The 20,956-nt window shown below is 45.5% G+C and carries 18 protein-coding genes; 3 read left to right on the top strand and 15 right to left on the bottom strand.

What is annotated here, in order from left to right:
- Positions 1-51: 51 nt before the first annotated feature.
- The 11 genes from ttcA to ccoN form a co-directional block, all read right to left on the bottom strand.
- Positions 52-1,056 carry a tRNA 2-thiocytidine(32) synthetase TtcA gene (gene ttcA, locus R0134_RS07705; protein WP_319784206.1) on the bottom strand — a complete coding sequence of 335 codons (1,005 nt, stop codon included), beginning with the start codon at positions 1,054-1,056 and terminating at the stop codon, positions 52-54.
- Positions 1,057-1,159: 103 nt separating this feature from the next.
- Positions 1,160-2,071, bottom strand: a complete 912-nt coding sequence (gene uspE / locus R0134_RS07700; protein WP_319784205.1) for a universal stress protein UspE — start codon at positions 2,069-2,071, stop codon at positions 1,160-1,162.
- Positions 2,072-2,112: 41 nt separating this feature from the next.
- The gene (locus R0134_RS07695; protein ID WP_319784204.1) at positions 2,113-2,868 is read right to left on the bottom strand and encodes an FNR family transcription factor; all 756 of its coding nucleotides are present in this window, start codon (positions 2,866-2,868) and stop codon (positions 2,113-2,115) included.
- Positions 2,869-2,929: 61 nt separating this feature from the next.
- Positions 2,930-3,613, bottom strand: a complete 684-nt coding sequence (locus R0134_RS07690; protein ID WP_319784203.1) for a sulfite exporter TauE/SafE family protein — start codon at positions 3,611-3,613, stop codon at positions 2,930-2,932.
- Positions 3,597-3,845, bottom strand: a complete 249-nt coding sequence (gene ccoS / locus R0134_RS07685; protein WP_319784202.1) for a cbb3-type cytochrome oxidase assembly protein CcoS — start codon at positions 3,843-3,845, stop codon at positions 3,597-3,599. Before ccoS ends, R0134_RS07690 begins: the two co-directional genes overlap by 17 nt.
- The gene (locus R0134_RS07680) at positions 3,842-6,214 is read right to left on the bottom strand and encodes a heavy metal translocating P-type ATPase (RefSeq protein ID WP_319784201.1); all 2,373 of its coding nucleotides are present in this window, start codon (positions 6,212-6,214) and stop codon (positions 3,842-3,844) included. Before R0134_RS07680 ends, ccoS begins: the two co-directional genes overlap by 4 nt.
- 2 nt (positions 6,215-6,216) lie before the next feature.
- Positions 6,217-6,702, bottom strand: a complete 486-nt coding sequence (locus R0134_RS07675; RefSeq protein WP_319784200.1) for a FixH family protein — start codon at positions 6,700-6,702, stop codon at positions 6,217-6,219.
- 82 nt (positions 6,703-6,784) lie between these two features.
- Positions 6,785-7,837 carry a cytochrome-c oxidase, cbb3-type subunit III gene (ccoP, locus tag R0134_RS07670; RefSeq protein ID WP_319784199.1) on the bottom strand — a complete coding sequence of 351 codons (1,053 nt, stop codon included), beginning with the start codon at positions 7,835-7,837 and terminating at the stop codon, positions 6,785-6,787.
- A complete protein-coding gene (locus R0134_RS07665; protein WP_319784198.1) occupies positions 7,834-8,052 on the bottom strand; it encodes a cbb3-type cytochrome c oxidase subunit 3 in 219 nt (72 codons plus the stop codon). Before R0134_RS07665 ends, ccoP begins: the two co-directional genes overlap by 4 nt.
- 12 nt (positions 8,053-8,064) lie before the next feature.
- Positions 8,065-8,682: a cytochrome-c oxidase, cbb3-type subunit II gene (gene ccoO, locus R0134_RS07660; RefSeq protein ID WP_087034304.1), complete on the bottom strand. Its 618-nt coding sequence runs from the start codon at positions 8,680-8,682 to the stop codon at positions 8,065-8,067.
- 12 nt (positions 8,683-8,694) lie between these two features.
- Entirely contained in the window at positions 8,695-10,119 is a 1,425-nt protein-coding gene (ccoN, locus tag R0134_RS07655; RefSeq protein ID WP_319784197.1) for a cytochrome-c oxidase, cbb3-type subunit I, read from the bottom strand.
- Positions 10,120-10,443: 324 nt separating this feature from the next.
- Here ccoN and R0134_RS07650 point away from each other — a divergent pair, with 324 nt between their 5' ends.
- Positions 10,444-10,914 (top strand): hypothetical protein, encoded by a 471-nt coding sequence (locus R0134_RS07650; protein WP_319784196.1) that lies wholly within the window; start codon positions 10,444-10,446, stop codon positions 10,912-10,914.
- A 286-nt stretch (positions 10,915-11,200) separates the two neighbouring features.
- A complete protein-coding gene (locus R0134_RS07645; protein WP_319784195.1) occupies positions 11,201-12,523 on the top strand; it encodes a site-specific integrase in 1,323 nt (440 codons plus the stop codon).
- Positions 12,524-13,148: 625 nt separating this feature from the next.
- Here the strand turns inward: R0134_RS07645 and R0134_RS07640 are convergent.
- Entirely contained in the window at positions 13,149-13,649 is a 501-nt protein-coding gene (locus R0134_RS07640) for a hypothetical protein (protein ID WP_319784194.1), read from the bottom strand.
- Positions 13,650-13,710: 61 nt separating this feature from the next.
- Positions 13,711-16,218: a hypothetical protein gene (locus R0134_RS07635; protein WP_319784193.1), complete on the bottom strand. Its 2,508-nt coding sequence runs from the start codon at positions 16,216-16,218 to the stop codon at positions 13,711-13,713.
- 397 nt (positions 16,219-16,615) lie between these two features.
- Between R0134_RS07635 and R0134_RS07630 the strand changes: the two genes are divergently transcribed.
- Complete coding sequence (locus R0134_RS07630; RefSeq protein WP_319781770.1) at positions 16,616-17,749, top strand: ISAs1 family transposase; 1,134 nt, start codon at positions 16,616-16,618, stop codon at positions 17,747-17,749.
- Between the two features lie 82 nt (positions 17,750-17,831).
- Here the strand turns inward: R0134_RS07630 and R0134_RS07625 are convergent, their stop codons facing one another.
- Positions 17,832-19,166: a site-specific integrase gene (locus R0134_RS07625; protein WP_319784192.1), complete on the bottom strand. Its 1,335-nt coding sequence runs from the start codon at positions 19,164-19,166 to the stop codon at positions 17,832-17,834.
- On the bottom strand, positions 19,153-20,637 hold the full coding sequence (locus tag R0134_RS07620; protein WP_319784191.1) for a hypothetical protein: 1,485 nt from the start codon (positions 20,635-20,637) through the stop codon (positions 19,153-19,155). The genes R0134_RS07625 and R0134_RS07620 overlap by 14 nt, the downstream gene beginning before the upstream one ends.
- Between the last annotated feature and the right edge of the window lie 319 nt (positions 20,638-20,956).

The following is a 20,956-nucleotide window of genomic DNA, read 5'->3' as shown; positions in this document are numbered from 1 at the left end:
CGAGATACCGGGGCAAGCCCGGTAAAACAATATTCTTTAAGCTTGGCGCTATCACTTCACTTCTAGAATACTCAAACGTTCACCTAGTTCAGGTGCTGTTTGCTCGTCATCAATAAAGCTATTTGGCACTTCTGGTTTATCAAAGCCGATGTCGCCGCCGTCGATCACGCCTGATTCGCTGTTGATATTTTTAAAATCAAACTGCTGATGATCGAGCAGGTGCGAGGGCACCACATTTTGTAACGAACGAAACATGCTGGCGATGCGCCCCGGGAAACGCTGATCCCAATCTTCCAACATGGCTTTAATATTTTGGCGCTGTAGGTTTTCTTGGGAACCACATAAGTTGCAGGGGATAATCGGAAACTCTTTGGCCTTGGCAAAGGCGATAATGTCTTGCTCTTTGCAGTAGGCCAAGGGGCGGATCACCACGTGCTGACCGTTGTCGCTGACTAACTTTGGCGGCATCGACTTCATGGAGCCCGCGTAAAACATGTTCAGCATTAGGGTTTCAAGAATGTCATCTCTGTGATGACCGAGCGCAATTTTAGTGGCACCCAGCTCAGTGGCGGTGCGATATAAAATACCGCGGCGCAGGCGTGAGCATAAGGAACAAGTGGTTTTGCCCGGTTGGACTTTATCCATCACGATTGAATAAGTGTCTTCTTCAACAATCTTATATTCAACGCCAAGCTCGGTTAAGTAGGCGGGTAACACATGCTCTGGGAAACCGGGCTGCTTTTGATCCAAGTTAACGGCAATAATGTCGAAATGGATAGGCGCATGAACTTTAAGATTTAACAGCATATCCAGCATGGCGTAGCTGTCTTTTCCGCCGGATAGGCACACCATAATGCGATCGCCATCTTCTATCATATTGAAATCACTGATGGCTTGGCCTAAGTTTCGGCGCAGTCGTTTTTGTAACTTAGAGAAGGCGGCTGACTGACTGGCGTCCGAGCTTGATTCGGGGGCAGTAGAAGCAGGCGTACTGGAGACTGGTGTAATAACAGCAGACTCAGCAAAAGCAGAACCAGTGAAGGCAGACGTAGACATAATAACCCCAACAAAAAAACTGAGGTTATTATAGTGACTGGCAGCTTGAGGGCAAGACAAGCAAGCCGCCAATCAACAACATTTAGCGATTTGCTGATAAAAGCTAGGCGTCTGGGCGCAATACCAAAATATCACAGCTGAGCTTATCAATAACTTGCTCGGCCGTGTTGCCGAGTAGGGCGGCAGATAAGCCGGTACGACCGACCGTGCCTAAGATAACCAAGCTGGCATCGATAAGGGTGGCACAATGCGGTATCACCTCTTCGGCCAAGCCTTCTTCAAGGTGCAGTACGCTGTGGTCTAAATTAAAACGCTCGGCATAAACCAGCATGGCTTTTTCATGATGGCGTTTTACCGCAGCATTATACGCATTCGGGTCGAAGTCGGGTAACTCGAGCGCCATGTTCACCGGTGTAATCGGGTAGGCATTGATCAGGTGTAACTCGGCCGTTAACAAGCGGGCCACTTCCTTACTTTCGGCGATGACTTTGTTATTGAGCGCCACTTGGTCATGGTCATCCGCCGCGCAGTTTACCGCCGCCAGCACGTTGCCGCCCATCGGCCAATCTCGCTCTTTCACTAACAGCACCGGGCAAGGGCACTTGCGTAACAGATGCCAGTCGGTCGGAGTAAAGATAAAGGTTTGGATAACGTTGTGCTTATGGCTGCTTTTGATGACTAAATCATGCTGGCCCTCTTGCACTTGCAGAATAATGGCTTCAAACGGGCGACTGTGCCAGACCACTTTGATGGTAAAATTAATGCTGCTATTTTGATAAGGCAACAGTATCTCTTTTAGCCATTGTTCTCGGCCTTGCAGCACACCGGCACGCATCTCGTCTCGCTCGGAGCTCGACAGCATGGAGGTCATTTCATAAGAAAAATCATAAATGGGCATAAACAGGGTAATGGCCGCTTGCTCTTGCAAGGCCGCCACCGACACGGCGCGGTGTAGCGCCGGATGGGTATCTGCTGCTGGATCCATCACCACTAAAATATGTTGATATTTAATCATACAGTGCCCCTTTTTATGAATGCGGAATTTGCGTGCTGAGCTTAAGCCAAAGCAGGTTTAGAAGAGGGCGCCCCCGCCAAGGTAGCTAACTCAACCAAGTCCAAGATACGAATATATTTCCCGTCGACTTCAATTAAACTGTTTTTTTGGAAACGGCCTAATAAGCGGCTCACGGTTTCTACCGTTAATCCCAAATAATTGCCAATATCGCCGCGGGTCATGGTGAGACGAAATTCTTTTGCTGAAAAGCCGCGCTCAGAAAAACGCGTCGACAGCCCATGTAGGAAAGAGGCCAATCGTTCTTCGGCGGTCTTTTTCGACAGCAATAAAATCATTTGCTGATCGCCATTAATTTCATTACTCATTAACCGCATAATTTGCTGACGTAAACGCGGCATTTTGCCGGATAAGTCATCAAGCACTTCAAATGGAATTTCACAGACCATGGCGGTTTCTAATGCTTGAGCAAAAGAGGGGTGACTACCGGTATTAATAGCATCAAAGCCAATCAAGTCACCGGCCAAATGAAAAGCGGTAATTTGCTCATCGCCTTGTTCGGTAATGGTATAAGACTTTACGGTACCGGCACGAATCGCATAAAGAGATTTAAGCTCTTCACCGGCTTTAAATAGTTGTTGGCCTTTTTGAATAGGCTTTTTGCGCTCGATAATATTATCGAGCTCATCAAGTTCATCTGAATTCAGGCCAAGCGGGATACACAAAGGGCTAATACTGCAGTCTTGGCAGTGAATCGCACAGCTAGTGGTCGTTTTCGTGGTTTTGATTTGATTTGCCATAGCCCAATACTTTTGTGGTATCAATGCATAATCATAGCACCAAAAAAGGGGGCTTAATAGATTAGTACATTAAGTTCAGTGCTTGGTAAAGCGTAAACAAACCATAAAGAATCAATAACATGCCAGAAAATTGGCGAAAGCGCGGGTGATTAAGCCAATGGCGTAATTGACCAGCAAGGCCCCCTAATGCCAATAGCGTGGGCAGGGTGCCCAAACCAAATAAGGCCATCACCCGTGCGCCTTCTAACGCGCCACCCGACACCGCACTCCAAGTGAGCGCCGAATACACCAAACCGCAAGGCAACCAACCCCAAATCATGCCAAAAGGAAAGGCGGCCAGCGGGCTTTTAAAGGGAATAAAACGCGCTGCTAACGGTTTAAGGTGCCGCCATAGGCCGTTGCCTAGTTTTTCCAGATGCAGTAAGAAAAACCACCAGCGGGCCAAGTACAGGCCTAACAGAATCATCATCACACCGGTCAACAGGCGCAATACGGTTAGCGCTTGTTTTCCCATGCTCACATCGGCAATGCTGGCAAACACGCCGCCCACCAGCGCACCCGCTAAGCTGTAGCTTAAAATGCGGCCAGCATTATAGCTGAGTAAGTAGGCCCACTGCCAGCGGCGGTGCGCTTTGGGAATGGCCATCGAAAAGGCTGCTGCCACGCCGCCACACATAGCAATACAATGACCGGCGCCCAAAAAGCCGATTAACAGCGCCGCCCAGGCATCAAGCTGAGTGCTCATCTTGCTCCTTTGTTTTTTCTAGAGTGGACACCGCTTTCTTAGTTTCAGCTTGCTTGGTTTGCGCTTGTTGGTGGGCAGTTTCGTCATCATCAAATAAGATATTACTGCCGTGGCGGTCGAGATCTTCAAACTGGTCGTTTTTAACCGACCAAAAGAACAGGGCGATCGCAATCCCTACGAACACCATGGCCACCGGTATCATGAAATACCATACATCTATGTCATCTGTCATAAGCGGGAAAGCCTCAAAGAGTTGGTCATCACAATTAACGAGCTGACCGACATACCCACCATGGCAAACCACGGGGACACATGACCGGTGGCGGCTAACGGCAATATGATGACGTTATAACCGAGCGCCCAACTAAAGTTTTGTTTAATCACGGCTCTGCAGCGGGCTGACACGTGGCGCGCCGTTAAAATATGGCGCAAATCGTCCGCCAGCATAATGGCATCGGCACTGCTTTTCGCGATATCGGTGCCGCCCGCCATGGCGAATGACACATGGGCGCCGGCTAATACTGGGGCATCATTAATACCATCACCGACCATTAAACAGACTTCGCCAGCGGCATCGCATTCTCGCAAATAGGCCAATTTATCATCTGGGCTGGCGTGCTTGACCAGTTTATCGACACCTAACGTCTGTGCTACCACTTCCGCTTGGCCTGAGCTGTCGCCGGTGAGAATCGTGGTTTTAATGCCCCGCTCGTGACAGGCTTGAATCAAGGCGTGCGCTTCATCGCGCAGCGGATCCGACAAGCTAAAACGGGCCACTAAACCATCGTCGTTGGCCAGATACACACTTAAGTCGACTGTTTCTTGATTGGGCGCCAACCAAGCGCCACTGCCTAAACGCCAAAAGGTGCCGGCAATTTCGCCCGTGACACCACGACCCACTTGATTTTCTCGGCTGCTCACCACCAAGTCCATATTGCGATGTTTGCTAAAGGCGCGCGCGATAGGGTGTTCAGACTGGGCTTCCAGCGCAGCGGCAATGGCTAACACTTCAGCTTCGCTTAAGGTGCTGTGGTAAACGAGGGTTTTGCTCAGCGCTATTTCACCGCGGGTTAAGGTGCCGGTTTTATCAAACACCATGCGCGTGACTTTAGGCAATGTGTCCAACACATGGGCGCGGCGTACCAATACCCCAGAGCGGCTTAAACGCGAGGTAGCGACCGTTAACGCGGTAGGGGTTGCTAACGAAAGCGCGCAGGGGCAGGTAGCGACCAATACGGAGAGCATCACCCAAAACGCCTTGGCAGAGTCCAGTTGCAGCCATACCAAATAAGTAGCCAGCGTGACAACTAACAGCGCCGCCACAAAATAGCGCGACAGCTGATCCGCTAATATCGCCACCTTGGGCTTTTCGACTAAGGCATCATCTTGGGCACGCAAAATTTCTGAAACCCGCGCATCGGCCAAATTACGCAATACCTTAAGGCGCAGCGGTGATTCTATATTGGTGGTGCCGGCAAACACCGTATCGCCGATATTACGCAACACCGGTAAGTGCTCACCGGTGAGCATAGACTCATCGATACTGGTGCTGCCTTCCAGAATTTGAGCATCCGCGGGTATTTGACTGCCCGGTGCCACTAACACAATTTGCTCCGGCTGCAGGGTTTTAGCCGCCACCTCTTGCTCGCCGAGTTCATTCTCCACGCGGGCCAGCATAGGCACTAACAGCGTTAAGTTGGCCGTGGTTTCAGAGGCACGGCGTTTGGCACGCATCTCCAAAAATCGCCCGGTCAGCAGCAAAAACGCAAACATAGAGACACATTCGTAATACACATCACCAGTGCCAGTGACGGTGGCATACACAGAGGCGAAAAAAGCAAAAATCATCGCCATTGATACCGGCAAGTCCATATTCAAGGTGCGATTTTTTAAGCCGCGCCAGGCATTGCGATAAAAGGGCAGAGCCGAATAGCCCATTACCGGTACACACAGCCACAGGCTTATCCAGCGAAAATAACTCACCAGCCCTGCATCGGTATTGGGAAATAAATCATCATAGAGTGCGATGGCCACCATCATCACCTGCATACTGGCAATACCGGCCACCCCCATGCGCAGCAAGTAGGCTTTAACCTCTTTATTGTACTCTTGCTCTTGCTGATGAGGCTGAAAGGGACGAGCTTGATAACCAATGCTAGCAAAGGCACTCAGTAATTGACTTAAGGTGGTGGTTTGCTCATCCCACCGCAGTCGTGCCCGTTCTGTGGTGGTGTTAACTTGGATCAGTGCCACGCCAGGGGTACGCGATAAATGGCGCTCAATCAGCCACGCACAGGCGGCACAGCTAATACCGGCAATCGACAGCTGCACTTCTTTAAGGTTGTCTTTATCAATCACAAAGTCTTGCTGAATTTCTGCCAAGTCATAGTGTTGCAGTAGCTTAAGCTCATCCGGCACCGCATCGGCTTTGGGAGCCGGCGCGGACCTGTGCTGATAATAACTGGCAAGACCACAGTCGATAATGGTGTCGGCCACCGCCAAGCAACCCGGGCAGCAAAACGGCTGACTGATGCCGTCTATGTCTAACAGAAAACGCTTGCCACCAGGAACCGCTTCACCACAGTGAAAACAGCCGTCCATGATTAGCTCCCAGCGTTGATTAACAGTGAGTCCGCAATCGGCAAAGTAATGCGCTTTTGGATGCGCCAGTTGCCATCAATCGCTTCAATTTGTAGGTGCCAAGCGCCGTCAATTAAAGGGGAGTCTAAACGCTCACGATACACACCGGCGGCATCTGTGGTCATCACAAAGTTATGATCTTGTTTTTCAAGGGTAGGGTGGGTGAAGTTAACCCGAATGCCTTCGCGTGGGTTTTGGGCACCGTCTAATTTGATGGTGACCATGCTATCTTCATAGCTGAGGGTGACCAATATTTTTAACTCTGCGGCCCGTTTTAATTCGGTGAGATCTTTATTGTAAGCGCGTCCTTTTTTGTAGTAGTCATCCACCACCATGCTGTCTGCACCGGAACTGGCAAGGTAAAACGTATACAAGCTAGCGGCCACTGCACACATGGGCAGCACGATTAAAAACCAGGGCCAAAACTGTCGGTACCAAGGGCGTTGCATAATGAATTCCTACTGCAAAAAAGGAAGGTCTAATATAACAAAAAGCCCCGACGAGCGGGGCTTTTTCATCAAGCCAGAAGGCTTATTTATCTTGGCTTAGGCTATACACATAAGCGGAGAGCAATTGAATCTTGTCTTCGCCTAAAATGTCTTTCCAAGCAGGCATCACACCGTGACGACCGTGGCGAATAGTATCTTCCACTGCCGCTCGTGAACCACCATATAACCAAATTTCGTCGGTTAAGTTGGGGGCACCAATCACTTGGTTACCTTTACCATCTGCACCATGACAGGCGGCACACACGGCGAAGCGCGGTTGACCTTTTTGTGCTTCAAGCGCATCAACCTTACGGCCAGATAAGCTCAACACATAAGAGGCCACTTCACGCACACCGTCTTCACCTAACATATCACCCCAAGGGGTCATCAGACCTTGACGGCCATCCATGATGGTTTTATGGATGTTTTCCGGCTTACCACCGTACAACCAGTCATTGTCGGTCAGGTTAGGGAAGCCTTTGCCCCCATGAGCACCCGAGCCGTGGCACTGAGCACAGCTTTGCAAGAACAAGCGCTGGCCTACTTTCACCACCTCTTCGTTCTTGGCAATCTGTTCGATAGGCAGGTAGTTATCCCGCTTATCTTTCAAGATTGCGGCTTGCTTAGCTTTAGTGTCTAAGTTGGCGTCTAACGTATCCGCATCTAAAGGAACATAGCTGTCAGCAAAAATCAGGCTACGGAACTTAGCACCAAACACTTCGTCGGCTTTGATCATTTCACGGTCATATTGTACGAACAGCTTATCAGTACGAGCCTTGTCTGCTGCTTCGTTATATTCCGCCAATGAGCGAACATTTTGGTTAGAACTTGTCCAGCCTAACAGGCCTTTGTAGTTGCCTAAGCCTGGGTATAACGCGAGGTATACCAGGGAGAACACCACCATGAACACGAACAAGTAGCTCCACCATTTCGGCAGCGGATTGTTCAGTTCGGTAATGCCGTCATAGGTATGGCCCGTGGGGGCGCCATCTTCCATGCCCATTTTGTCGCGAGTACACCAAATCAGCAGTCCCAAACAACCAAAAATGGTGCCCAAGCTGATGACGGTGACAAATACACTTAAAAAAGTATTCATTGTTTATTAGCTCCTGCGCGATCCTGCTCAGTCCCTAGAGAGGCGCTACTCTGCACATCTTCATCATCAAGTATAGAGGAGCCAATCGCATCAAACTTAGTCTTACGCTGCTTGCCATATGCCCACCAAACTAGGCCAATAAACATCACAAATAACAACAAGGTCTGATAAGCAATAAGAGTAGGTTTTAGTGCTTCTAGGGTACTGAAATCCATAATCGACTCCGGTTATTTAAGGGCGTGGCCCAACGATTGCAGATAAGCGACCATGGCGTCTAACTCAGACTTACCCTTAACGGCCTTTTCGGCGCCTTCAATATCGGCATCGGTGTATGGCACGCCAAAGCGGTCACGGAACAATCTCAACTTAGCTTCGGTGTTTTTGCCGTCTAGGATATTGGTTTCTAACCAAGGGAAACTAGGCATGTTTGACTCAGGGACCACGTTACGTGGATTGATCAAGTGCACACGATGCCAGTCATCCGAGTAACGACCACCCACACGGGCTAAATCAGGACCAGTACGCTTGGAGCCCCACAGGAAAGGGTGTTCCCAAACTTGCTCGCCCGCCAATGAATACTGACCATAACGCTCAGTTTCAGCACGGAAAGGACGGATCATTTGGCTGTGGCACACATGACATCCATCACGGATGTACAGGTCACGACCTTCCATTTCCAGAGCCGTATAAGGGCGCAGGCCCTCAACCGGTTCATTAGTTTGCTGCTGAAAGAACAGCGGAATAATCTCAACCATACCACCGAAACTAATCGCGATGACGGTAAGTACGATCAGCCACGTGGTTTTGGTTTCGACCAACTCGTGACGATTCTTAGGGTTTCTCATTAACTCGTCTCCTTATGCCGGTTGGGGAATGGCTTGCAATGAGCCCTTAGGCGCATTGATGGTACGGTAGGCGTTGTAGGCCATCAGTAACATACCGGTTAAGAAGAAGCAGCCGCCCAAGAAGCGTACGAAGTAGAACGGGTACGAGGCTTGCAGACTTTCAACAAAGCTGTAAGTCAGGGTGCCATCGTCGTTCACCGCGCGCCACATCAGACCCTGCATCACGCCACTGATCCACATGGATACGATGTAAAGCACAGTACCAATGGTCGCTAACCAGAAATGCGTGTTAATCAGCTTAAGGCTGTACATGCGCTCTTGGCCAAACAAGTTAGGGATCAAGTGATACACGGCACCGATAGAGATCATCGCTACCCAACCCAAAGCACCAGAGTGCACGTGACCTACGGTCCAGTCGGTGTAGTGAGAAAGGGCGTTTACGGTTTTGATTGCCATCATTGGGCCTTCGAAGGTGGACATGCCGTAGAACGACAAAGACACGATCAAGAAGCGCAAGATAGGGTCATAACGCAGTTTATGCCAAGCACCAGACAGCGTCATAATACCGTTGATCATACCGCCCCAAGAAGGAACGAACAGGATCAGCGACATAACCATACCCAAAGACTGAGCCCAGTCGGGGAGGGCTGTGTAGTGCAAGTGGTGAGAACCGGCCCAGATGTACAGGGTGATCAGTGCCCAGAAGTGCACGATAGACAAACGGTAAGAGTAAACCGGACGTCCTGCTTGCTTAGGTACGAAGTAGTACATCATGCCTAAGAAGCCTGCGGTCAGTAGGAAGCCTACGGCGTTATGGCCGTACCACCACTGGATCATCGCATCGGCTGCACCCGCATACATAGAGTAAGACTTCATGGCGCTCACAGGAACGGCCATGCTGTTTACAATGTGCAATACGGCTATGGTCAGAATAAAACCACCATAGAACCAGTTCGCTACGTAGATATGCGAGGTTGCACGCTTATACAGGGTTCCGAAGAACACGATAGCGTACGCCACCCATACCACAGTAATTGCGATATCAATTGGCCATTCTAGCTCGGCATATTCTTTACTAGAGGTGTATCCAAGTGGCAAAGAAATAATTGCCGCTATGATAATCGCCAGCCAGCCCCAGAACACGAACGACGCCAGCTTGCCACCATAGAGGCGAACCTGACACGTGCGCTGCACGACATAGAGAGAAGTACCCATTAGCGCACTCACACCAAACGCAAAAATCACCAGGTTTGTATGCAGAGGACGCAAGCGGCTGTAAGTCAGCCAAGGCGTTTCGAAGTTAAGAGCAGGCCAAATAAGTTGTGCTGCAATGAGCACCCCTACAGACATGCCCATAATGCCCCAGATCACGGTCATCACCGTAAACTGGCGAACTACAGTGTAATTGTAGTTTGGTTGATTATTAGTTTGACTCATCGTTATAGTTCCGCTTCCACTGCTGTTATTCAGGTCTGTGATCGTTTTAAAATGATCACGTCGGAAGAATTGTTGAAGACAACTGCTTTGTTTATTTACGGCAGCCGCATTCTCAGTTACTCCATTAACGTGTTGTTAACAATGATAATCGAGTATTTGAGACCCGCTGGTTGCACGGGGAGGATGATAAAGGACTGGGCTGAAAAATAACAGTATAAACAGTAATATGATTACCCCTTAACCCGCCTCATAAGGCATAACAAACTACCTTGATCAAGATCAAAGAGGGCAATGGATTGTGTGCAATACAGGAACAAAACAGTCATGAGAGAGCGTCTTACCGGCCCTAAACTGGGGCAAATTTTAGTGGTACTGGTGATCTTGACTAGTGCATTTGTCTATAAAACCTATAAAGATGGTCAAAGCAGCACTACTTCAGTGAGTGCTAATGTTGAATTGTGTGACATAGGTCACGAAAAATGCACCTTAGAACAGGGGGACTTATCAGCAGTGGGCCAATTGACCGCCGATAAACTGCAACCCGAGTCATCTTTTATGTTGTCGGTTTCATTCTCAGACCCAGACGTTAAGGTGTTAAAAAGTCGGTTAGAAGGGCACAGCATGTACATGGGCACCTTACCGGCTTTGCTTAAACAGACCGCACCCGGCGAATGGCAAGGGCAGGCCATGGTGGGCGCCTGTACCGAGCGCCAAATGATCTGGGCCTGGGTTTTAGAGGTAGAGCACGAAGGGCAGACACAACAATTTAAGTTCTTTTTTGAAGTGAAGCGCTAAGTTAACGCCGTACGCGATGCGCTTTACGCCATACGTATATACAGACACAGTTCTTTGGTTTGAAACGCCGTTTTTTGCTTTTCATACGTCATCCTGACGCACGTCAGGATCTCGATTTTGCTTTAAACGGATAGCGTAAAGCGCATAACGTTAAACGTAAGGTGTTTAATGCCGATAACTGTATTTATCGGCATTAACTTAATCGCACATTCTAGGCAGTGTCGTTCACAACAGGTAAACTGTATAAATACCCAGTAATAGCTACCCAGTGAAAGACAGTGCAATCATGACACTCACCCATATTCCCACCGCCATACCGTTATTTGATGCCCCTCAGCATTTAGAAGAGGGAAACAGCGTCGTTAACCAGCATATTGCCGAATTAACCTTAAATGCCGTGCCTGATGCGGCCTTTATCTATGAACACGCCATGGATTGGTTATTAGAAAGTCGCTTTAACGACAACAACTACAAAACGTATCGCAGCGAACTGACCACCTTTTTGCATTGGTGCTTCGATGTAGAGCAAGCATCACCGATTTCGCTGAGTCGGCGCGGTATTAATCAATACGTACAGTACTGTTTGGCACCACCCAAGGCCTTGATTGCCTATCGGAATGTGGCGCAATTTGTCTTAAACAAAGACTGGGGCGAACGCCAACCAAATCCATTATGGCGGCCATTCTTAGGTAAGAAACAAGACGGCGCAGAGCTGCCATATCGCATGACGGACGCCACCCTGAAAACCAAAATTGCGATTTTGTCTTCCTTTTATAGCTACCTTATTAATGAAGAAATCACCGAGCGCAATCCGGCAGTTATGTGGATGCGCCACAGTCGTTTTGGCTCCCAACCCGCCGTGGTTGCAGGCCTTGATGAATCTGAAGAAGTACGAGTATTTAGTGACTTACAATGGTCTTACGTGATGAGCACGGCACGTTTATTGGCTGAAACGGATCCTGAACGCCAAGCGCGCAGCTTATTTTTAGTGTCATTGATGTATGGCTGCTATTTGCGGATTTCTGAAGTGGCCGCCAGACCGGGCTTTTCACCTGTGATGAGCCAGTTTCGTCGTGATAGCCATACTGGTATTTGGAGTTTTCATATTCCGATCAGCAAAGGCGGCAAAAAGCGCACCGTGGCCGTGTCTACTGAGTTACTCGACGCACTAAAAGCTTATAGAGAAAGCTTAAATTTATCGCCACTGCCTACGCCCAATGACGCCACCCCCTTGTTTATTCGCCATAAAGCCGCCGGACGAGGGCGCGACCAAGGCCTACTCAATGCCAATCTCGGCGTGCGCCAACTGCGCGACTTGCTCAATGACTTGATCACTCAAGCCGCCGAACAAGCCGCCGCGGATGGCTTTGAGCACGACGCCGAAGAGATGCGCACCTTAACCGTGCACAGCATTCGCCATACCGGCATTACCCACGACATTAACTTAAACGGCCGACCGTTATCCCACGTACAAGCCGATGCCGGCCACGACAGCATAGACACCACATCCCAATATTTGCACACCAGCAAAATTGAACGTCACGAAAGCGCTGCCAGCAAACGACTCGACCGTTTGCACAGCGTCACGCAGAGCAACAGCAAACCATAAGCAGACAAACATAACGCTGCTTTTTTATAGCCGATGTTTTATAGGTAATAAAGGTAGCGCTGTGTATGTAGATGCCGTGTCTTAGATAAAGAGTATTCGACACGGCTTTAAGGCAAGGTTCTGTATAAACACGCTGTAAGAGGCCGTTATCTATAATAGGAAGACAATCTATTTACCTAGTCTGTATGTCAGGGAGGTTCATGAGTAAATGAGCGAGGGGGACAGGCGCTATCTTGTTGTATTAGCATGTTTTTTTATAAATTTTAATGTTTTTTAAACTCATGAACCTAAACTAGGTTCACGAAACCGCTAAAATTAGACAATAACACAGGTAAGTAGCGGTAAAACTTCACGAGTTATGACGTTGTGTTCTTGTAGCGCATGCCAAGTCCAGTTAGTGAAGACGCTTAAGTCAGGGTGGATAGGGTGGCAACTATTGTGATTCACTCACCTAGAGGGTGAGTGAATTGGTTCTCGACAAATAGTGTTGTGGAGTCTCACTATTGCCAAGCAAAGAGAAGTACGCTCATCCCACTATTGAATGTCGAAATTACTACTCAAAAGGCGAGAACTATAACGATTCTTTCTCGTATTCATCGCTATCAGAAGCTGATATGTTTCTAGCTTACTTATTGTTACTTTCGGTAACTTTAGGTTTTGACTCCCTCTTACCTTTAGGTGCACTATGTAATTCACGAAGCAAACAGGGGCTCAGTAGGTCTTCGACTTTAATGGGAGTAGCAGCTTGAACCGTTTTAATGATATCTAGTACTGCAAATAAGTTTTCTTGATACTTATCTTTCCAATCATCCCTTTCTTTTTCAATACGATTTGCTCTGTTAATATAAGCGGTGCTAGTCCGCCTATTAGAAACCAACTCAATTTCATCATTAGTCAAATTACTAAGGTGATGTTGGCGTAGTCTGTACTTATCAATCATGTGCTTACGGTGAGGTACTGATAAAGTACTCACTCCACCAGAAACAATCCCCTTGGACTTAAGCCGGCTGTGAAGTGTGGTGGGAGTGATCGGTGCCTTCTCGAGCCCCTCTCTTTCCATCGCTAATAACTCTGACTCAATGAGCACATCTAGCTCTCTACCTGAGATTCTTTTTTTATTAGTCATACTGCTGCCTCAAGAAATATAATTTATAGCTAACACCCAAGTTTTTAATGTAAAATTTAATTTAGTCTCGCTCCAGACGTTTCTGCTCTATATAAAATAAATCTGCAAGCGTTCTTGGTGACTTTCCAATTAAAGATTGCTCTGTAATTCTTGATATAATTTTACCTAGAGGATTTTCTTTGTCCGTAGATAACAGTGACACAAGCTTCTTGTCCTTCATCGACACTATCACTTTCGATTGAAATGCTTCTAACATAATCAAAGCTTCAAGTTGCTCTTTATAAGATAACTTATAAGCTTTATCTTTTTCATATAGCGCTTTTAGTTTCTTTACTTGTGATTTTTTGGCTAGTAATTTATTTGTCACTGCTTCTAGTTCATCTAACCGTCCAGTTAGGGTGAAATATCCACATGGCTCGCCTGATTGGCACTTCATGGCAAATGGGCACCCCCAGCGTGCTACGTCGCGTATACATGAACCAATCTTCATTGAATGTAAGTGTGCATGACGTTTAATAAGATCTTTTGCCATCTCACTGCTCTTTGTTCTCAGTAGCCGGTCATGTGCAAGCTTAAGATCCGGTAAGAATGATTCTGACATTGTATTTTCTATGTGCTTTGTAACCTCGGCGTTCGACTCACCAACCGTATGCATATTAATCTTGAGATTGTCCTCCATACTCAATCCAGGAGTCACTATAATAGAACCAGACCTCTTAACCGCGTCAACACCGGAATGAGCTGGCTTATACTTGGAGCTTTTGGCTAACGCATTGATATGACGACTCATTGAGCAGTTTATAGTCTGAACTGCTTTTGAAGCATGGCTGTAAGAATTATCTTCAAGTAATCCAAACTGTTTCTGTTCAAAAGCAGCTGGTTCTTCAGGCTCTTCATATTTTTTCATGACCATCGCCGCTAGGGATGTCGCTTGATAACTATGAGACTCTGCTTGATGCTGATAGAACTGATTTTGTGTAATATCAATTCTACCCATTAACATCGCCTGAAGATGGTCTGTTACACCAGCCATGGCTAGAAACGTATTGATATTATGACGAGGAACATGTGGGTTTATTTCAATCCGGCCCCCATCTTCCTCCGTCAAGCCCAGCTTATCGAAGATAGATAGCCTTTTGGAATTTCCGCCTAGCCAAGCTTGAAATGCACTATGTACTAATGGTTCAGGATTGGTTAGGGTTATAAGTGTTTTCGTAGTATTTAATGACCCTGTAGGAAGAATAAATAATAAATCTTCATAATTAAATTTTTGTTCAATACCATCATCTTTATTAACAAGGGTACACTTGTAACCATCATGGAAACCTTTTGATTGAATATACTTTAGCTCTACAAAGTCATTTATTTGTTGCTTTGTATACATAAAACGTTTCAACGTTGGATTTATTTCTTCTACTTTTGGTAATATACCAACTCCTTTTTGAGAAAAAGCAGTAACGATACTTCTTCTCAATCCTGCATTTCCTCTCGTTCCACCAGTACCAGTAAAAACATGATCATAGAGCTCTGAAACTTCTATTAGTTCGTAGGGTAGCTCTCTTATTGAAGAAGGAAGAAAGTCTGTAAAATCTGATTTTCTATACTGCTTGACTCTCTCACGACTATTAGCGGTTAGTTTTTCAACAGCACTAAAAATAGACTCAATTAAAATGTTAGTGCTCGGGGCTGCCCAGAACGTACGCCACCCAGATTTTTTTGCGCCTAGATATTTTATTCCTAAGTAGTATTCAGATAAGCCGTTTTCTCGGGCATGCTGTAGTTTATCATCCGTAAGATGGCGCTTTATTAATGCGTCAATCTTAATAGACTGTAACTCTTGAAATCGCAATCCTGTAATTATCAATAAAAACAAAGCATTCAAAATTATTTTTTCACCATCAGCTTTGGCAAGATACATTAATTCAATAATGGACATAAAAGTACTGATCGTGATGAGCTTCTCGTCATCAGTTCTATCAGGAATCATTTCAGCAATGTTACGTGCTTTAGTATTAGAGGTTGAGCCTCTCATTGGGAATTGGTTCATGCTTTCTATGTTTGAAAGGGTGAGGTTTAGGGGCTTAATTAACTTTGAAATAGAAACCGCAATGTCACAGTAATCACTGACATTATTGGGACTACTTGAGTTTTCAAAGTGACGCTTCATAGCTGCATGAATTATGTCTGAGCTTAAGTACATCGGGTGAGTCTGACCAGTAGTCTTCACCATTTCGTAGTACCAACGACGCATCACATTTGAAATTTTTTCGCTTGTAGAAGCACTTGGGATTTTACTTCTACGGAAAGTATCCATAAAAATAACTGCTCGCATGAACTGGCCATAATTGTCTTCAATATCAATATTTTCGACGCCTTTTATTTTAGTTCTTCCAAAGACAATCGTTGCAGCTTTTGCTTGTCGTAGCCAAGCAACGCCTTTGTCACCAGTCCGCCAAGAGCTATCTTCCCAATTCATTAATCCTGTCGAGTCATATAGATCTAACTTGAGATCAAATTCTGTACGATATTTTGTTACAAATTCCTGTAGGTTATCCACTTGTTTACGCATAGTGACTCCCCATCGCGGTATTGAACATTACGATACGAGTTATTACTGCTTGTACATGCCGCTTTCGACGAGATAGCTCTGGAATAAGAGGGTTATTTAGTTCACCAGAATCATTAGATAATTTAATTAAATCAATAATCTCACTATTAAACTCATCAAAAACTACTTGATGTTGGCCATCAATAAATGGTTTAAAATACAGACAGCCATAGCAACTCCTAACCTGTGAAAACGGACACATCGGCTCATCATAACTACAGCCTCCAATATGGTAATGGAGCTTCTCTCCAACAACACCAGCGACCAGGGCAAGATCTCGAACGTTTTTTAGCCAACTCAGCTATATTTGACCTGCTCGCCTCAGTGTGATCTTATACTCTCTTTTGGGAGAGCCTAGATGAACACGGATGCTTTTACACAGTATTTTGGTGAGATAGACGACCCTCGCCAACCAGCCAAAATTATCTATCCGCTATTCGATGTATTGTTCCTCACCATTTGTGCTGTCATCGCTGGTGCTGAGGGTTGGGAAGACATCGAAGACTTTGGGAGTGCTCACCTGAATTGGTTTCAAAAAAAGGGCTTATTTCCAGAGGGAGTGCCAGTTCACGATACTATCGCTAGGGTGATTTCCCGCCTCGATCCCGTTCAGTTTCAGCAATGCTTTATTCGCTGGGTTCAGTCGATAACACACCGTACTGATGGTGAGCTTATCGCCATTGATGGCAAGGTACTACGCGGCTCTTACGATAGAGAGAATAGACAATCGACCATCCATATGGTCAGCGCTTTTTCCTCCGCTAATGGCGTGGTCATGGGCCAATTAAAAACCAATGCCAAGTCGAACGAAATTACCGCTATTCCAGCGCTGCTCAAGTTGTTGGATATCAAGGGATGCTTGATTTCTATTGATGCCATGGGCTGTCAGACCAACATTGCCAAGACTATTATCAACCAAGGTGGCGACTATTTACTGGCAGTAAAAGGTAATCAAGAGTTGTTGTTTAAAGCGGTGCGAACAACCCTATCAGCGAGCATAGCTGTCTCCACAAACCCCGATAAGATCAACATTGAGCAGGGGCACGGTCGTACTGAGATCCGAGAATATCATGTATTGCCAGCAGGCGATTTAGCGCACCAGTTTCCTGACTGGAAAGGCCTAAAAACTATCGGGGTGGCTATTGGCTATCGTCGTGAAAAATCAGGTAAATCCTCGCTTGAGTATCGTTACTATATCAGCTCAGCAGAGCTCGATAGTATCCGTTTCGGCAAGGCAGTCCGTGGGCATTGGGGTATCGAAAATAGCCTGCATTGGGTGTTGGATGTGTCAATGAAAGAAGATGCCTGCCCCATTTACCGTGAGAATGGGGCTGAAGTGCTGGCGAGCATCCGTCACTTAGCACTCAACATGATACGCTCTGAGACATCAAGGAAAGCCAGTGTTCGTCGAAAGCAAAAAATGGCGAGTATGAGTTGTGCTTACTTGGATAAAATATTAGTTGCTGGATTTACTGTGTTGGGCAAAAAATAAACAAAGATGACCTCACTATACAAAATTGATTATTTTTTATACACGACTAACTTAGTATGCTAAGAACAATATGTTCACGCTCTCACCCTGCACCAGCGACCTTTCGTCCTGTCCAGCTTTCGCTGTATACAAGGTTTCCAGTTAGCATCAGAGTAATCATATTGCTAAACACAGGGTTTCTTCCCAGTGCTTGCTCTCGGATAGTTGAAAGATCAGGTGTTGCTGAGATATATCGGTTTGCGACTACAGTGCTAGTGTGGCCCAAGATGTAGGCAATTTCCTCTGCACTAGCCCCAGACATAGCCATAGAGTGGCCCACATGGTGGCGAAATAGAGATGAAGTATACTCAGGAGCTTCAGCCTGACCTTGCCTGACAGCTTCCTGCATATCCTTAGGGGAGAAGCGGAGTAACTGCCGGTTTATTGCTTGATTCACCATTGTTACCGAATCTTGTATTTGAGGAAAGAGTGGCTCTCCTAGTTTCAGGTCAGCAAGTCTTTGGTATAGAAGAACAAGCTTTCCTAGTTCTTCTGGTATTGCCACCCTCACTCTATGAGTATGAACTTTGGATTTTTTTGCGTAGGGAACTGCATAAGAAAATCGCGTTAAATTGCTTATTTCGGTATCTATAATTATGTCACCAACTGCCGTTTTAGATAGCTGGACGGGGCGTAATCCCGTGGTGAAGATAAGTCCGGTAATCACACAGTCTCGAAGTTTTTCAATGCTGATAACTTTTTTAATTTTGAATAGGTGCTGCCGTTTTTCTTCTTCTGTTATCAAACTAGGCGTTAGTTTTGATGACCAGCGTTGTAGACCATTCTGAATCATTAAAACCACGGACTCCGGTAGGGTATTATCTATGTCAGAATATATTCCCCAACTACTAAAGGCTGGCCTAGGAACTAATAATAATTTATCCTCAAGACTCTCATTGTGATTTGTGCTATTAAAAAAATATTCAATGTCGAGCCTGCGTAAAATAAAAAGCACCGAGAAAAATTCTTTAGCGGTGGATTCATTTATGTTTAGCTCATACAGTTTTTCAATCAAGCTTTCGTGAGTCAGCGAGGTTATACTCTTAAATATTCTACCTAGGTCACCTGCGAAATAGCTTGAGTTGTACCCAGAGTTAATTGATAAATATTTTATTACAAGTAGTTTTGTTAGCTTTAAGGTTATCTTAGGTAGCTTTTTAAAGTTACTACCTTTTTCAAAATCTATGACTACATTTCTCCCTGAAAATCTAAATTCCCATCTGTCACTGTCGATGTTAATCCATTTGTCATCAAATTCAGTTGCAGAGACTAAGTATAATCGCTTAGGTAATTTCTGTTTCTCTAACCAACTAATCTGGGATGGATTTAATAGCTCATGAGTGGCTGTATTCAGCTCGGGTTTGTTAGATGAATTCATCAAAGTCTCCATTATCTACAAAGTGATTACTCTGTACAGTTCCCGATTGCGACTCACAACTTAGTTCGGGCACTCGTATTCTTTTTAAATTGCTATCATTGGCAACTTTCTCTAAAAAACGCTGTGCATACTTGTAAGGCATTCTGCTGCCAATCGACCATCCGCCCAAGGCTCGCAGCTGCTCAGCTGCAGCATCCAGTAAACCTTTCATTCTACCGTTGATTCCGTAATTTTTTGAAAGCCTCAGCTCTTCATTGAGTAGATCATTGTATATAAATTCTAATGCAGAATATGCCCATGTATGACGGCCAACGTGAGGAGTAAGTTTAACCATGTTAAGTAACGGATTGTTAACCCTATAATAGGGATGTAATCTAATAAATTTAGAATCTATGGTTTTATAAACTAACCGAATTGTATCGTAGCTGATAGGTTTAAACTTTCCTCGTGCGGTAGTGAATAGAAAGCCGTGATCTTCAACCTCTTTTTTTTCAAATAGTGGGTTTCGGTAACTCTCAACAAAAATAGCCATGTAGTTGTAGTCTTCTGAGTCCAGTGTAATTACACGAGTCGAACTGCTTGTTTTTAGTGTTATAGGCTTATTTCTAGGGTCATTTATATAATCCGGCAGGTTGCATATTGACATAAGGTAACTAGTATTTCCTTGGCTGTCAGGCTGGCTCTCGCCAAATGAATTTAACGTTAATAGCTGAATCTCGCCAGCACGTAAACTATAATTATAAATCAACTTATGAATTAGATAGTTCCGGTATTGAAGAAATATACTTTTAAAAGGATTTACAGGATTATCTTGAGCTTTAAAACCTTCACCTGTTTCCTCGTCTACAAACGTAGGCACCGAAGGTAGTAGCATTTTATTTAATTTTTCCAGTTGCTGTAAGTTAATGCTTTTGTATCTCGCGCCTGGTTCATTTTTTGCTATTTCAAGTCTACTGAAGTCCCTAACCTTGTTCTGAAGCCTTGTCTTATTGCTTTCATAAATAGTATCAGCCTCTGCAGGTGATAGATTTTGGTAGTCTAAGCACATATATCTTTCGTTCAGGTAATGTAAAAACCTTGCAACTGCTCGAAAATGCTGAGAGTAGGTGCCTTTATTGACATGGCTAATAGCAGCGTCCATAAAGCTAACTGGAAAAACTTTATCGTTATCTGTTCGGTGTTGTTGGCTAAGTAGGTAATCGAAGAAGCCATCTATCTCAGAAGTAATAAAGTTAATGTTATAGTTGTTTCTATAAAAAAAGCGGTCTAGTGTCTCGCTGTGCTTTGCTAGCCAGTATTTATAGAAAAACCTGATAGATATTAGTGAATTTCTCTGCGTTGAAAATTTTTTTCCTGATAAGGAGTTGACGGTATAAATTGCTGTAAATAACGCAGGGAGCGTAGTTTTATCATCCACAAGAATAATGGCATGCTGTCTATTTCTTTTAATATGATAATTAGTGTAACTCATAAGAGTAAAGGCCTAGTGTGTAAATGGTATGTCTTGTTTTATAGTTATACTGTTACCTGATTACGTATGAACCTCAGCCATAATGCACCCTGTTTCGGTTTGTCCTTTGTAGCTGTCCCGTCTCTTTAATAAAGAGGACTTCGGCAGGCCAGCTCTGCTGGTTGTTACTGAGGTTTAGATTTAAACCAAAACACCAAACCGGGCCGAAGTCCTCTTCGCCGAAGAGACAGGCCCCTACAAGGTCAAAATACCAAACTGGGCCTCATATTCTTTACCGAAGAGGCGGCGTCTACCTGTAATCTATTGAATTCATTGGTTC

Origin of the sequence: Oceanisphaera sp. IT1-181 (assembly GCF_033807535.1) — a bacterium.
Classification (GTDB): Bacteria; Pseudomonadota; Gammaproteobacteria; order Enterobacterales; family Aeromonadaceae; genus Oceanimonas.
This window is presented reverse-complemented; position numbering and strand designations above follow the sequence as displayed.